The 14,290-nt window shown below is 66.6% G+C and carries 16 protein-coding genes; 8 read left to right on the forward strand and 8 right to left on the reverse strand.

Annotation, left to right across the window (positions count from 1 at the left end; all coding sequences use genetic code 11):
* Positions 1-129: 129 nt before the first annotated feature.
* Positions 130-1,038, reverse strand: coding sequence for a helix-turn-helix transcriptional regulator (locus HBE64_RS08705; protein WP_167100421.1), 909 nt, complete (start codon positions 1,036-1,038; stop codon positions 130-132).
* Between the two features lie 102 nt (positions 1,039-1,140).
* On the opposite strand from HBE64_RS08705, the gene HBE64_RS08710 reads away from it, so the two are divergent.
* Genes HBE64_RS08710 through HBE64_RS08735 form a run of 6 tightly spaced genes read left to right on the forward strand, consistent with a single transcriptional unit; the run spans position 1,141 to position 5,619 of the window.
* Positions 1,141-2,175 carry a zinc-dependent alcohol dehydrogenase family protein gene (locus tag HBE64_RS08710; RefSeq protein ID WP_167100424.1) on the forward strand — a complete coding sequence of 345 codons (1,035 nt, stop codon included), beginning with the start codon at positions 1,141-1,143 and terminating at the stop codon, positions 2,173-2,175.
* 27 nt (positions 2,176-2,202) lie between these two features.
* Positions 2,203-2,589: a DUF2255 family protein gene (locus HBE64_RS08715; protein WP_167100427.1), complete on the forward strand. Its 387-nt coding sequence runs from the start codon at positions 2,203-2,205 to the stop codon at positions 2,587-2,589.
* Positions 2,590-2,591: 2 nt separating this feature from the next.
* On the forward strand, positions 2,592-3,011 hold the full coding sequence (locus HBE64_RS08720; protein ID WP_167100430.1) for a cupin domain-containing protein: 420 nt from the start codon (positions 2,592-2,594) through the stop codon (positions 3,009-3,011).
* A complete protein-coding gene (locus HBE64_RS08725) occupies positions 3,008-3,775 on the forward strand; it encodes a carboxymuconolactone decarboxylase family protein (protein WP_243841543.1) in 768 nt (255 codons plus the stop codon). The genes HBE64_RS08720 and HBE64_RS08725 overlap by 4 nt, the downstream gene beginning before the upstream one ends.
* Entirely contained in the window at positions 3,772-4,614 is an 843-nt protein-coding gene (locus HBE64_RS08730; RefSeq protein ID WP_167100433.1) for an SDR family oxidoreductase, read from the forward strand. Before HBE64_RS08725 ends, HBE64_RS08730 begins: the two co-directional genes overlap by 4 nt.
* 27 nt (positions 4,615-4,641) lie before the next feature.
* Positions 4,642-5,619, forward strand: coding sequence for an aldo/keto reductase (locus HBE64_RS08735; protein WP_167100436.1), 978 nt, complete (start codon positions 4,642-4,644; stop codon positions 5,617-5,619).
* A gap of 67 nt (positions 5,620-5,686) precedes the next feature.
* On the opposite strand, the gene HBE64_RS08740 is transcribed toward HBE64_RS08735, so the two are convergent.
* A complete protein-coding gene (locus HBE64_RS08740; protein ID WP_167100439.1) occupies positions 5,687-6,289 on the reverse strand; it encodes a hypothetical protein in 603 nt (200 codons plus the stop codon).
* A 77-nt stretch (positions 6,290-6,366) separates the two neighbouring features.
* The gene (locus HBE64_RS24905) at positions 6,367-7,890 is read right to left on the reverse strand and encodes a hypothetical protein (protein WP_167100442.1); all 1,524 of its coding nucleotides are present in this window, start codon (positions 7,888-7,890) and stop codon (positions 6,367-6,369) included.
* A gap of 313 nt (positions 7,891-8,203) precedes the next feature.
* On the opposite strand from HBE64_RS24905, the gene HBE64_RS08750 reads away from it, so the two are divergent.
* On the forward strand, positions 8,204-9,817 hold the full coding sequence (locus HBE64_RS08750; RefSeq protein ID WP_167100445.1) for a hypothetical protein: 1,614 nt from the start codon (positions 8,204-8,206) through the stop codon (positions 9,815-9,817).
* Positions 9,818-9,822: 5 nt separating this feature from the next.
* On the opposite strand, the gene HBE64_RS08755 is transcribed toward HBE64_RS08750, so the two are convergent.
* The 3 genes from HBE64_RS08755 to HBE64_RS08765 are packed head-to-tail and all read right to left on the reverse strand — an operon-like array spanning position 9,823 to position 11,663.
* A complete protein-coding gene (locus HBE64_RS08755) occupies positions 9,823-10,209 on the reverse strand; it encodes a DUF2237 family protein (RefSeq protein WP_167100448.1) in 387 nt (128 codons plus the stop codon).
* 7 nt (positions 10,210-10,216) lie between these two features.
* Positions 10,217-10,906 (reverse strand): TVP38/TMEM64 family protein, encoded by a 690-nt coding sequence (locus tag HBE64_RS08760; protein ID WP_167100451.1) that lies wholly within the window; start codon positions 10,904-10,906, stop codon positions 10,217-10,219.
* A complete protein-coding gene (locus HBE64_RS08765) occupies positions 10,899-11,663 on the reverse strand; it encodes a TetR/AcrR family transcriptional regulator (RefSeq protein ID WP_167100454.1) in 765 nt (254 codons plus the stop codon). Before HBE64_RS08765 ends, HBE64_RS08760 begins: the two co-directional genes overlap by 8 nt.
* 80 nt (positions 11,664-11,743) lie before the next feature.
* Between HBE64_RS08765 and HBE64_RS08770 the strand changes: the two genes are divergently transcribed.
* Positions 11,744-12,643 (forward strand): lysophospholipid acyltransferase family protein, encoded by a 900-nt coding sequence (locus HBE64_RS08770; protein ID WP_167100457.1) that lies wholly within the window; start codon positions 11,744-11,746, stop codon positions 12,641-12,643.
* On the opposite strand, the gene HBE64_RS08775 is transcribed toward HBE64_RS08770, so the two are convergent.
* The gene (locus tag HBE64_RS08775) at positions 12,629-13,600 is read right to left on the reverse strand and encodes an aldo/keto reductase (protein ID WP_167100460.1); all 972 of its coding nucleotides are present in this window, start codon (positions 13,598-13,600) and stop codon (positions 12,629-12,631) included. The two genes, HBE64_RS08770 and HBE64_RS08775, sit on opposite strands and share 15 nt — an antisense overlap.
* Before the next feature lie 9 nt (positions 13,601-13,609).
* A complete protein-coding gene (locus HBE64_RS08780) occupies positions 13,610-14,287 on the reverse strand; it encodes a DUF427 domain-containing protein (RefSeq protein WP_167100463.1) in 678 nt (225 codons plus the stop codon).
* Between the last annotated feature and the right edge of the window lie 3 nt (positions 14,288-14,290).

Here is a 14,290-nt window from a genome sequence, read left to right on the forward strand (position 1 = left end):
CCCTACTCAGCAGCTGTACTGTCTGACTTCGCCGGGCCGCTGGAGGCACGCGCGGCGAACGCAGTTCGTCCATTGAACGAACTCGGGCACTCCTGCGTGACCTGGCCCGAGACGGTTGACCCCCGAGCGTCACTCGCCGGCGCCGCCGGGACGAACCTTCGCTTCGCGATCGCCCGGCGCCGAATCCTGGAGTTCTTGGGTGGCGGCCCAACTGGCGAGTAGCTTGAGCCCGTCCTCGGACCGTGTCCCGGGTTCGGCGGTGTAGGCGAACAACATCAGTCCCGGATCGGCCGGTAGCTCCATGCCCTCGTAGCTGAGCTCGAGGTCGCCGACCACAGGGTGGCGCAGACGCTTCACCCCGGTGCGATGCAGACGCACGTTGTGCGCAGCCCATCTGGTGCGGAAATCCTCACTGCGGGTGGATAATTCGCCGATCAGCTTGGTGAGTTTCTCGTCGAAGGGATCGCGTCCGGCGGCTCCGCGCAGGATCGCGACGGTGTTGTCCGCTATCTGCTCCCAGTCAGGATAGAAATCACGCGAGCGCGGGTTGAGGAACATGAACCTGGCACTATTGGCCGGACGGACGGGATCGGTGAAGAACTCCGAGTACAAGGCGTACCCGAGCCGGTTCGCGGCGAGGAAGTCCAGCCGGTCGTTGTGCACCCAGGCCGGCGCGGCGGACATGGCGTCGAGCACCCGCTGGACGCTGGGCCGCACCCCGGCCGCGCTGCTGCGCCGCCGGGACCGCGGCGTCGGGTTGGCGGCACGGGCCAGGTCGAAGAGGTGCTCGCGCTCGGCATCGTCGAACTGCAGCGCCCGAGCCACGGCGTGCAGCACGCTGTCGGACACGCCCGTCAGGTTGCCTCGCTCGAGGCGTGTGTAGTAGTCGACGCTGACGCCGGCCAGCAGTGCGACCTCCTCGCGGCGCAGGCCGGAGACTCGGCGCTTCCCGCCGTATGCGGGCAGTCCGGCGCGCTCTGGGGTGATCCGGGCGCGCCGGGTGGTCAGGAAGTCGCGGATGTCCTTGCGATGGTCCACGTCCTCCAGGTTAGAAGTCCACGGCCGTCGGTGAGGGGTACTGCCATTACCTGGAACGACAGGCACTGCCACGCTGCCGAAAATGGACGTTGACTGGTGTCCATGAAAGCAACCGTTATGTATGGAGCCGGCGACGTGCGCGTCGAGAACGTGCCCGACCCGGTCCTGCACGAGCCCACCGACGCCATCGTGCGCGTCACCTCCGCCTGCATCTGCGGCAGCGACCTGTGGCCTTACCAGTCGATGCCCGCCAGCGAGCAGGGTCGTCGCATGGGCCACGAGTTCATCGGCATCGTCGAGGAAGTCGGCTCTGACGTCAGCGACTTCAGTGCCGGGGACCTGGTGGTGGCGCCGTTCGTGTGGTCGGACAATACCTGCGATTTCTGCACCGAGGGCCTGCAGATCGCCTGCCGTCACGGCGGCGGGTGGGGTTCCACCGGCGTGGATGCCGGTCAGGGCGAGGCGGTGCGGGTCCCGCTGGCCCAGGGCACATTGGTGAAGCTGCCGGTCGCGCCGGACTCGGCGTTGATGCCGTCACTGCTGACACTGTCCGACGTGTTCTGTACCGGCCACCACGGTGCCGTCACCGCCGGGGTCAGCCCCGGCCAATCCGTCACTGTGATCGGTGACGGCGCGGTCGGGTTGTGCGGCGTGCTCGCAGCCAAGCGGCTCGGAGCCGAGCAGATCATCCTGATGGGCAGGCACCCTGAGCGCACCAATCTGGGCCGTGAGTTCGGTGCGACCGACATCGTCGCCGCCAGAGGCGATGAGGGCGCCGAACGGGTCCTCGAGCTGACCGGGGGCGACGGAACACACGCCGTGCTCGAGTGCGTCGGTACTTTGCCGTCGATCCAGACCGCCGTGAAGATTGCGCGATCCGGTGGTGCCATCAGCCGCATCGGTGTCCCGCAGTACATCGAAGGCCCACTGGGATTCGACACGGTGTTCCGCAACGTCAGATTCACTGGCGGTGCCGCGCCCGCCCGGGCCTACATCGAGGAACTGATGCCCGACATCCTCGACGGCACTGTTGAACCGGGCCGGGTCTTCGACCGCACCATCGGTCTGGCCGAGGTGCCCGACGGGTACAAGGCCATGGCCGAGCGGGAATCACTCAAAGTCATGATCCGCCCCTGAAGCTGACCTGCACCGAGGAGAGACACGATGTCGACGACCTGGACCGATGACGACCTCCGCCATTTCGGCGACGCGCAGGAGGTGCGGATTGCCGGCATGCGTAGCGACGGCTCACTACGTTCGCCGGTGACCGTGTGGGTGGTCCGCCTCGGCGCCGATCTCTACACGCGATCGGTGAACGGTCCGGACGCTGCCTGGTTCCGGGGTGTGCAGGTACGCAATCGGGGTGAGCTCTCCGCTGGGCGCGTGGTGGCTGACGTCGACTTCGTCGTCGATGGCGACGTCGACGACGAACTCGACCTCGAGTACGCGCGCAAGTACGGCCGCTACCCAGGGCCGGTCAAGTCGATCACCAGCCCGACGGCACGCTCGACAACGCTGAAACTGGTTCCCCACCAAGACGATGAGGAATGATCATGCAAAGCATCCCCCAGGGGAAATCAACCAAGGGGCCGGCGGAGTTCTTCACCGGCGACGTGTACTTCGACGTCATCGCCAAGGGTGAGGAACCGTCGCGGATACGGGTCAACACCGTGCGCTTCGCCCCCTGCGCCCGCACCGCCTGGCACACCCATGCATGTGGGCAGACGCTCCACGTCACCGACGGGATCGGGCTCGTCCAGTCTCGGGGAGGCGAGGTGATCGTCTTGCGGCCCGGTGACACGGTGTTCACCCCACCGGGTGAATGGCATTGGCACGGTGCGGCTCCCACGCACTTCATGACGCACTTGGCGATGTGGGAGGCACCGGATCCGGAGTCGGGTCAGGTCGAGACCGAGTGGGGTGAGCACGTCACCGACGACGAGTACCGCCTTCCCGAGGGTGTGCAATTGTGATTAGCACAGTCGCACAGCGCAACCACGACGAACTGTTCCCGGGCCATGTGTCGACGCTGAAGGTTACCGACCCAGACTTGATCGAGGTGTTCGACAACTTCGCGTTCGACGAGGTCCTGCAGTACGGGAACCTCGACACCCGTACCCGGTTGATGGTGCAACTCGCCGCGATGATTGCCTCGCAGGCGCTCGGCGAGTACCGGGTGATGCTGGGTGCGGCGTTGACGGTCGGTGTGACGCCCGTCGAGGTCAAGGAGATCGTCTACCAGGCTGTGCCCTACGTCGGACTGGCCAAGGTGTTCGACTTCCTGCACACCACAAACGAGGTGCTCACCGCCCGTGGCGTCGAGCTGCCGCTGCCGACTCAGTCGGCGTCGACAACCCGGACCCGCGGCGACGTTGGACTGAGTGTGCAGAACCAGATCGTCGGTGCGGACAAGGTGGCGGGCATGTACGCCGCGGCGGCCGATGACGAGCTGCACTTTCAGAAATACCTGTCGTCGAACTGCTTCGGCGACTACGTCGCCCGTTCCGGGATCGACCTGCGGACACGTGAGTTGTTGACGTTCTCGATGCTGGTCGCACTAGGCGGTGCCGACGCGCAGGTGAAGGGTCACGTCGCGGGAAACCTCAACGTCGGGAACCTCCGCGGCACTCTCCTGGCGGTACTGACCCAACTACTGCCGTTCATCGGTTACCCCCGAACACTCAACGGGTTGGCTGCCGTCAACGCGATCGCACCGAAACAAGGAATCAAACAGTGACACAACGGGTCTGGCTCATCACCGGTATCGGTAGTGGCTTCGGGCGACACCTTGCCGAGCAACTGCTCGAGCGGGGCGACTACGTCGTCGGCACCGTGCGAAAGACGGAATCGGTCGCCGACCTTCGCGGGAAGTTCCCCGAACTCCTTCGGGTTGAAGTGCTCGACGTTCGGGACACGGCGGCGCTGCGGGCCGCCGTCGAGCGCACCATCGCGGACCTGGGGCGAATTGACGTTCTGATCAACAACGCAGGCTACGGTGTGTTCGGCGCTGCCGAGGAAGTCAGCGACCACCAGATCGAGTCCATCCTCGCCACGAATCTGACGGCCGGCATTCAGCTCATCCGCGCAGTACTTCCGCACATGCGCACCGCCGGCGGCGGACGCATCATTCAGTTGTCGAGCTATGGTGGCCAGGTCGCTTTCCCGGGGAACTCGATGTATCACGCCACTAAGTGGGGTATCGAGGGGTTCTGTGAATCGGTCGCACAAGAGGTCGCTCCGTTCGGTATCGGAGTGACGATTATCGAGCCGGGTGGAGCACGGACCCAATTCCGTTACGGCAGTGCTCAAGTCGCAGACCCGCTGCCTGCGTATGTGGGGGGCCCGGCACGTGCTTTCGAGAAGATGTTGGACCCGGCCAACGGTCTGGCTGTCGGAGACCCGGCCCGGATGGCGGCCGCGATCATCGAGAGCGTCGATGTCGACCCGGCGCCCTTGCGGAGGGTACTCGGCTCGCAGGCTCTCGAAAGCACCATCTCGACACTCGAGGCGCGGCTCGCGGACTTCCGCACCCAGAAGGCACTCGCCGCTTCCACCGACTTCCCGCCGGGCGAGTAGTCCGGCATTGCCACGAAAGGATTCTCAATGAAGACTGCGAAACTTGGCGACCTGACGGTGGCGCGAATCGGCCTGGGCGCGATGGGTATGTCGCACGGATACACCGGCGCGGGCACCGACGATGACGAGTCCGTCCGCACTATCCACCGCGCACTGGACCTCGGGGTGAACTTCATCGACACCGCCGAGATCTACGGCCCCTACGTCAACGAGGAACTTGTCGGTAAGGCGGTGAAGGGCCGCCGCGACCAGGTGGTGCTGGCCACCAAGTTCGGTCTCGTCTCCCATGCCGGCAAGGGCCCGTGGAACCTCGACAGCAGCCCGGCCAACATCCGCACCGCCGTGGAGGGTTCGCTCAAGCGGCTGGGCACCGACCACATCGATCTGTACTACCAGCATCGCGTCGACCCCGATACCCCGATCGAGGACACCATCGGCGCCGTGGCGGAACTCGTGTCCGAAGGCAAAGTCCGTCATATCGGCCTGTCCGAGGCATGGATAGACACCATCCGCCGCGCGCATGCCGTGCATCCGATCACCGCGCTGCAGTCGGAATACTCGCTGTGGACGCGCGATCAGGAGCCCGAGGTATTGCCGCTGCTGCGTGAGCTCGGCATCGGCTTCGTCCCGTACTCACCGCTCGGCAAGGGATTCCTGACCGGCACCATCCGATCGACAGATCAGTTCGACCCGAATGACTTCCGGGCCACCAATCCCCGGTTTACCGGCGAGAACTTCCAGCGCAACCTGGCCATCGCCGATGAAGTGCAGGCCGTCGCCGCCGACGCCGGGGCCACCCCGGCTCAGGTCGCCATCGCCTGGCTGCTGGCGAAAGGCGATGACATCGCGCCGATTCCGGGGACCAGGCGCGTCTCCCGACTGGAGGAGAACGTGGCCGCTGACGATGTCGTCCTCAGCGCCGAGCACATGAGACGACTGGACGAACTCACTCCGCCTTCGGGCGGACACCACAACGAGGCACAAATGGAGATGATCGAGCGCTGACGCGGGTATTCGAGCCGTGGCGCTGACCCCCGGTGTGTCGGCACGGCGTGTGTGCGACAGATCGCCCTCACTCCGTTGCAGAGCCTGCCAGGAGACGTCCACCGGTGGCCCCGCGGGTCGGCGGTGCGCTGAGAATCCCTCGGGTGCGTGCCTTTTCGATCCAGCTGACCACCGTGCGAGGGGTCACGAAGTACTCCTGGGCAAGGCTCGCGGCATAGCCACGGCCACGCCGCAGGTACTCGTGGGCGATCGTGGTCAAGAACTCGTCGGTGAGAACCCGGCGGTGCGTCGTGGGCTGGACGGCGACGGCGGGGAACCCGGTCAGCGGAAGCTCGACGGTGAACGGGTCGGATCCGGCCGCGATGAGGCCAGGCAGGATCCCCATCACCGCATTCAACGGTGAGGCCCAGCGAAACTCGCGCTGAAGCACCGCGAGGTCGAGGCCGGCCGCAGCGACCAGAGACATCTCCACGACCTTCGGCTCGCCATCGACGAGATCGACTCGCGCGTTGACCCGTACCGCCGCGTCACCGGTGGCGGGATCGGTCTGTACCCAGTCGACGATCACGGGCAGGTCGACGGTGACGTCTCCGGTCGTCCACGGATGTCTCGGCCCGTCGGCGCCGACGAATCGTGACGACACCTCACCAAGTCCTGACGTTGGGTCCATGGCTCCTCCTCGAGTCAGCCAAACACAACGGCGACACCGCTGACGTCAGTGTCGCCGCTGTGTTGGGCCTGACTGGATTACGTGGTGCCGTTGGCCCCGCTGTTGCCCGGTTGGCCGCCGAGGCCGCCGGGTCCGCCGAAGCCGCCCGTGCCGGGCGTAACCCCGGAGCCAGGCGACGTGGCGTCGCCGCCGGCCCCGCCGGTGCCACCGTTGCGGAACAACCCGCCTCTGCCGCCGGTGCCGCCGTTACCGGCCTCACCCAGTGCCTGGTTCTTCCACACTGGACCGTTGATCAGCGAACCGCCGGCGCCGCCGGTGCCGCCGACGGCGAACAGCCCACCCCTTGCGCCGGTGCCGCCCTTACCGCCATGGGTGGTGCCGGCGCCAGGGTTGGCAGTCACGGAGCTACCGCCCGCGCCGCCGGATGCCGCCCGCGTGAGACTGAGAACGCTCCCACCACCGTCGCCACCTGCTCCACCTTCAGTGATACCGATCAAGGCGACAGCACCGCCGCCGTAACCGCCGGATTGGCCCGAGCCGGCGATGGCACCACCGCCGTTGCCTCCGGCGCCGCCGGTGGCGTTGCCTGCATTTGACGCGGCCGAGCCGCCGTTGCCGGCCTGACCGCCGGAGCCGATGGTCGCGGTGCCGCCGTTTCCGCCGGGGCCACCGATCGCGCTGCCGTCGCCGGAGATCGTCCCGGAGTTGTACCACTGATCGGGATTGGTGGTGTTGGCGGTCCATCCGCCGCCGTTGCCGCCGGCGCCGCCGTTGCCCAGCAGGAGTCCACCCCGACCGCCGTTGCGGCCGGCACCGCCGGTGGCGAGGCCATAATTCGCGTTGGCCTTCGCACCCGCACCGCCGGCACCCCCGGTGCCGAACAGGCCGGCGCTTCCGCCCGTGCCGCCGTCACCTCCGGTGGCGCCGATGACGACACTCTGCCCCGATCCCACGGCCACACCACCGCCGCCGCCTGCTCCGCCGTCGCCCCAGATCAGGCCACCGCGGCCACCTGCGCCGCCGTTGGCGCCCAGCGAGGAGAAGATCTGCGCGCTGCCACCACCATCAGCGCCGCCGGTGCCGCCTGCGCCGCCATTGCCGAGCAACCCGGCGCGGCCACCCCGACCGCCGGCGGTGGCGACCTGAGTCCGCACATTGGCGACATACCCGGCGGCGGCTCCGTTGCCGCCGTTGCCGGCGTTGCCGATCCCGAGAAGGCCGGCGTTTCCACCGTTGCCGGCGGCCAAGCCCGAGCCCGCTGTGGCACTCCAGCCGTTGCCGCCATTACCGAACAACAGGCCGGCGTTGCCGCCGTTGCAGACATGCCCCGCGCAATAGGCGTCATCGGCCGCGCTGTAGCTGTATCCGTTGCCGATCAGTAGGCCCGCATTCGGGTTGGTCTGCGTTCCGTCGCCGATGAGGAAACCGACGACCGAACCCAGGAGACCACCCGAAGAACCGGTCAGCTCGACGTTGGCGGTGCTTACGTGGACGGCGCGGGCCGAGGCGAGATTCGCCACCGCCCCGCTGCCGGTGACGGCACCGATCGTCACCAATGGCGCCACCAGAAGTAGACCGCCGACCCGACAGAATGTGGGCATGCCAGTAGTCATCAAAGTCCCCCCCGTGTGAATAGAACTCGGACCTCGACAGAAGCACGCTGTGCCGCTGCCCGATGGGGATTCAGCAAAGGATGGGACCTTTTCCCCTTCGATGGAAGGTTCTGATGACTAACGGAAGCGACCTCGGCGGCAAGATTGCGCGATTGAAGTGACCTAATGCCGTATCGCGCACGCTGCTAATGGATAGCGCTGAACCCCTGCACATACGACCGCCACGTGATATGCCTTCGCCAGTACTGGTCCATAGCCCACGGGGGTCGGGATGCGTGGTTCGGCGAAGAGATCGCTGACGGTGGTCAGGTGGCTTCAACTCGGGGCGGCGGCAACCGGTGTGGGCATTGCGCTGGCCGCGGCACCGGGTACCGCGCTCGCTGACGACGGCACGGACGCGCATAGCGCTCCGTCGGCCGGTCACCACAAACCGAGGTCCGCGGCGGACAAACCGTCATCGGCGCGCCCCGCCGCGGCGACCCGCTCAGGCTCCGTCTCGACCGTCTCCGCAGCACGGGTGACGGCGCGCCCAGTCGCCAGTACGGTCGGCTCGGCCAAACCGCAACAGTCCTCGGCCGTGTCGGCCCCGCTGACGACCACGTCGTCGCCGACGTTGCCGGACGCGGTGAACGGCCTGCTGTACTCGGTGGCGAACCTGCTCTCTGTGTTGCCGCAAGGCCCCATCACCTATGTCGCTGAGAGCGCCCTGTTTCTGGTCCGGCGGACGCTGTTCCCGGCCAGCGTCGGCGTGATCACCGCACCGATCACGGTGCCGCTGTACTTCACACCCATCGACAGCGACGGCGACGGCATAGCCGACACCAAGAAGCTTGGCATCTACGCCACCCTCGGCAACGGCGCCAAGCCCAAACTCTTCGAATTCGACACCGGCGCTTCGGGTTTCTTCGCGGCATACGCCTCCAACGACCCGCACACCTCGGACTGGTGGGGCAATGGCGTCAAGGGGTCGACCACCCTGGTCTCGCGTGGCGACGACAGCGGTATCACCTATAGCGGTGTCGCGGCCAACACGACGGTCTCGCTGTTCACGCAAGGCAATTCGCTGCCGCTGGCCTCCACCGGCTCCGTCCAGGTCGGTCAGGCCAACCTGATCAACAGTGGCAGCACCAATCTCTGGACACCCAGCGGCACGACGATCTCGGGCGGTATCGATCCGCCGCCTATCGAGAAGGCTTTCTACGGCGACTTCGGAGTGGGCACCAACTACGAGGCCGACGGGATCACCAGCCTGTTGTCCCAGTTCACTTTCGGCAACGGGATATCGCCGGGTTTCATCGTCCACGTCGACGACCAGACTCAGCAGGCGTGGGTTCAGATCGGCCTGACAGCGGCCGACCTCCACAACCCGTCGACGTCGTTCTTCGCCATGGATCCCGACGAGTCCGCCAACGGCAACACCGTGCCCAACAGCGGTGTGCAGTTCTACAAGCAGCAGCTCATCAAGGCGAAGATCAACATCAGCGACGGCAGCAAGCCGGTCGTCACCGATTCCAAGGTGAAGGTGGTCCTGGACACCGGCGCCGTGACAACCTTGCACAACACCGACAAGAGTTCCGAGGCGGCTGAATACGACAAGATCCTGGTGCCGTCGAACGACGATCCGAAGAAGGGTGTGCTGGCCGGCGACCTGACGTTCTCCCTGAAGGGCACCACCGTCGGCGGTCAGGACGAGACGTTCTTCACCGTCACGACGACGACCGATCACCAGCAGGAAAGCCTGACGACGCAGGTGATCAAGTTCCAGAATGAGAAGGCCGCCGACGGCGTCGACTCCGACAAGTCGAAGTACTACCTCAACTCAGGGATCCAGCTCTTCTACCACTACGACGTCGTCTACGACCTCGGGAACTCCGCAGGCGGTGGCCAGTTGGGCCTGACGGCGCAGACCGCCTGAGCGCCTCAGAGTCCGCCTAGGTCGTCGGGCACGTCGACGGCGTAGCTTTGCAGCGTCTCCAGCGGAACGAGATCCAGCGTGCGTTCGTGGGTGCAGGCCAGCACCACCGGAGCGGCACAGCCGTCCTGATGCGCGCGTAGCCAGTTGCGCGCCGTGACGCACCAGCGGTCGCCGGGGGCCAGGCCTGGGAAACGGAACTGGGGCATCGGCGTCGACAGATCGTTGCCGATCGAGCGCTGGTGGTCCAAGAACTCCGCGGTGACCACCGCACAGATGGTGTGCAATCCGATGTCCTCGGGGCCGGTAGAACAGCACCCGTCGCGGTAGAAGCCGGTCAGCGGGTCGGTTCCGCAGGGTTGCAGTTCATCACCAAGCACATTGCGATCGGGCACCCCACCATTATTGGCCCCGGGCCCGCCAACTGCGGTATCCCCGGTGCGCGGCGAAGGCCCCGATGATCGCGGTGACACACCAGACCGCGATGGCCGCGTAGGCCAGCGGTGAGTTCAGATCCGAGATGGAGGCGCCTAGCGCCGTATAGACGAAAGCGCGCGGTGCCGACCCGATCAACGCCCCGATTGTCATCTGCCACAACGGCATTCCGAGAGCGCCGAATGCGTAAGAGGCCAGTGCATCGGAGATGCCGGGGATGAAGCGCTGGCCGACGACAGCCCACAGTCCGCGGCGTTTGATCTGGTTGTCGATCCGCTGCGTCCAGTCCGCTCCGATGAGTGCCCGAGCGCTGTCGCGGCCGGCGCGCCGTCCGAGGAAAGCGGTGATCGTCGCCGTCGTCGCCGTCGAACCCAGCGTCACGAACGTGCCGAGCAGCGGACCGAACAGAAACCCGCTGCCCGCCGCCAACAGCGGCCCGGGAACGAAGATCGCGGCCAGCACCGCCGAGACCAGCAGGTAGGCCAGTGGGGCGGCCGGCCCGGTGGCGGCGACGGCGTCGCGGACCTGCTCGACGTCGATGACGCGGGAGACGGCGACGAGGTAGAAGACCGTGAGCAACACCGCGACGAACAGCGCCAGTCGCAGAATGTGCGGCCAGCGCCGAACCGGCGGACGGTCCCTGCCGTCGTCAGGCATTGAGGATGTGCAGCGCGGCGGCCTGACCTCCGTGCAGAAACTCGACGATCTCCGTCGCGGTGGTCTGCACCTGCTTGCGGTTTGCCCGCTCCGGACCCAGTAGGGCGGTGATGGCGGGGCCCAGTACTCGCAGGGGATCGGCGTCGACCCAGTCCGGCACGGGTCGCAGCTGTGACAGCACGGCACCGGTGATCAGCAGATGAAGTGCGATCGCCTGGTCGGTGACATCCCAGTCTTCCCGGGCCAGGCTGTGGCGGCGCCAGATCGGCAGGATGCCGTGCAGCATGGCGCTGGGCCCGAGGGTGCTGTGCAGGGAGACCGAGCGCGGGTGGTTGGCGAGGACTCCGAGCAGGTCTTCGTTGTGGTCCTGCATCGCGGAGATGAGCGGATTGGTGGTCACCGTCTGCAGCATCATCGGGCAGAAGCGCGACGGGCGGACGAGGTCGGGTTCGTCGGTGATCTGCTGGATCAGGCCGTCCATGATGCTCATGAAGTTGCGCCCGATCAGCCCGACCAGCAGGTCCTCTTTGGTGGGCCAGTACAGGTAGACCGTTCCCTTGCCGACGTGCGCCCGCTGCGCGACGTCGGCGACGGTGAATCCTTTGACGCCCCGCGCCACGAGCAGATCGCTGGCCGCCGCCAACAGCCTGGCCGCCTTCGCCGAATGCTGCTCGGGCAGGTCATCGAGGGAAGTGCTCACCGTCGTGACTATATCGGCGGGCGAGTTGAACGCACCCGAATCGGCTTCTGTCGACATGCCAGCCAGTATGTCATACTGACCAAAATGGTCGTTTGGTCAGTTTGGCCAACGCCCGCGCCCTACCTCAGGAGATGACAATGTCGAATGCATTGCCGAACAACGACTCCCGCGTGTCCGCTGACCTCGAGCACCTGGTTAATCAGCCGGACCGCGTGCAGTCCGTCGCCAAGGCCATCTTCGCTGTCGCGGATCGGATGGCGCCGGTGGTCGACTTCGGCAAGCCCTACGTCGACGGTTTGGAGAACCTGCCACGCGACGGCCGGTTCCTACTCGTCGGCAACCACACCACCTTCGGGATGGCGGAGGTCGTGATGATCCCGTACTTCGTGCACCGCGACCTCGGGGTTCGCGTTCGCGGCCTTGCCGAGAAGTCATTCGGGGACATGCGCGGTATCGCCGCAGACGTGCTGGCAGCTGCCGGCGCGGTGGTCGGCACCCCGGAGAACGGCGCAGCGCTGATGGCCAACGACGAAACGATCCTGGTGTTCCCCGGCGGCGGGCGCGAGATGCCCAAGTTCAAAGGTGAGAAGTACCGGTTGCGCTGGGAGGGCCGCAGCGGATTCGCCCGGCTGGCCATCGCCCACAACTATCCGATCGTGCCCGTCGGACTCGTCGGCGGCGACGACGTCTACCACGGTCTGGTCGAACGAGACAGCGCCGTAGGACGGGTGAGCCAGTTCATCGGGCGACGCATCGGCGGCCGGCCGGACATGGCCATTCCGCCGACCCGTGGCCTGGGACCCACCCTCTTGCCCGATCCCAAGCGGATGTACCTGCGTTTCGCTGCACCCATCGACACCACGAAACCTGCCCGCACCAACGCGCAAGCGTGGGAAGCGACCGTCAAGGAACGCACCCAGTCCGCGCTCGAAGGCGTCCTGGCCGATCTGCAGAAGCTGCGCGAGAGCGACCCCTTCCGCAACCTCAATCCACTCGGCTGGAGCCGGGCCCTCCAGCCCGAATCAGCCGCGTCCTAACCGTTCCCGGACGGTGTCGGTCAGGAACCGGGCTGCCGATGCGGGGCGGAACGCCTTCGCGGCTGCCGTCAGCACATCCCTGGCCTCGGTCGACAGCTCGATGTCGGCTGCCGCACAGTTGAATTCGAGCTGTTCGACGCTGGAGGCACCCGGGATCGCCACCACGCCGGGCAGGCTGATCAGCCATGCCAGCGCCACCTGAGCCGGCTTGGCGCCGACCTCGGCGGCGACGTCGCGCAGCGTCTGCAGCAGCGGTTCGGCCCGGCGCAGGTTCTCGGTTCCGAACAATCGGTTGGCCGCGCGGATACCACCCGGGCGGTTGTCCAGGCCGTACTTGCCGCCGAGCAGGCCCTGTTCCAGCGGGCTCCAAGCGATGATGATCCGGTTCTCCCGTTCGGCGAACGGGACGAGATCCTTCAGCGGGCCGGCGTGCGCCAGCGAGAAGTGCACCTGGTTGCTGATCACCGGGCGGCCCAGTGCCGCATCGGCTTTGCGCCAGCGCTCCAGTGAATAGTTGGACACGCCGGCCGCGCCGATCGCTCCGCTGTCGAGGAGGTCGCGCATACCGGGCATGATCACCGAATCGGGGACCACTGGGTTGGGCTGGTGGATCTGGTAGAGCGGGATCTTGTTCAGTCCGAGCCGCTGGGCGCTGGCCTGCTCGCGCTGGCGGATCACCGGCGGAAACGGCGCCACCGGAAACACCTTGCTGGCGACGGCGACATTGGCCCGCTCATCCCCGAGCGCCTCGCCGAGGATGCGCTCGCTGCGACCGAAGCCGTAGATCTCCGCGGTGTCGAAGAAGGTGACCCCCAACGCCAGCGCGCGCTGCACGATATCGCGTGCCGCGCCCTGGGCGTACTCGTCGCCATAGCCCCACTCGCTGGAGCCGAACTGCCAGGTTCCCAGACCGATGCGGCTGACCCGCCCTACACCGTCTACTTCGAGATACTTCATGGCACCAACCTACGTGGCCGGCAGTTCCGCCTGCATCTGCACCTGTGCCGCATCAAAACTCAGAAGACCCATGATGGGCATGCTTTCCGGGAGCGGATCGTCATAGCTCCACGCGACGTCCTCGACGACGACTTCGCCGATCCGCACCGACCAGTAGGTCGCCACGCCCTTGTAGTTGCAGTAGCTGCTGGTGTCGCTTGTGGTCAGCAGGTCCGTGCGGACGTGCTGGGGCGCGACGTAGAGCCGCGGCTGCAGTGCCGTCTCGAAGAGAATCACCGTGTCGTCGGTGTCGACCAGCATGGTGCCCGCCACCTCGACACGTAACCGCCGCGAAGTCGGGCGACAGTCGACCCGGTGGTACGGGTTGGGCGGGTAGTGGACCAGCCGCCGACCTTCTTCCAGCCAGGTGTCCACCGAATCCCATGGCACCAGGACATAACCGGGCGCCAGCGGTTCCGGTTCGCGGGGCAGATCGCCGACCTCGTCCTCCGGGAAGAGGTAGCTCAAGGGGCGACCCGCCCGGTGCACCATGAGAGCCCGCTCGGTGTCGATGACCTTGTGGCCGTTGCGAATTGCCTCGATGCGCCGGGGATGCGGCTCGACGTAGGCCAGGTCCCGGGGGAGTGGGGTGGAGAACCGGCCCGCCGGATCCGGGCCGAGGGGACCTCGTCCCGCGACCAGGCTCACCGG

The sequence above is a fragment of the Mycobacterium sp. DL592 genome, from assembly GCF_011694515.1.
GTDB lineage: Bacteria > Actinomycetota > Actinomycetes > Mycobacteriales > Mycobacteriaceae > Mycobacterium.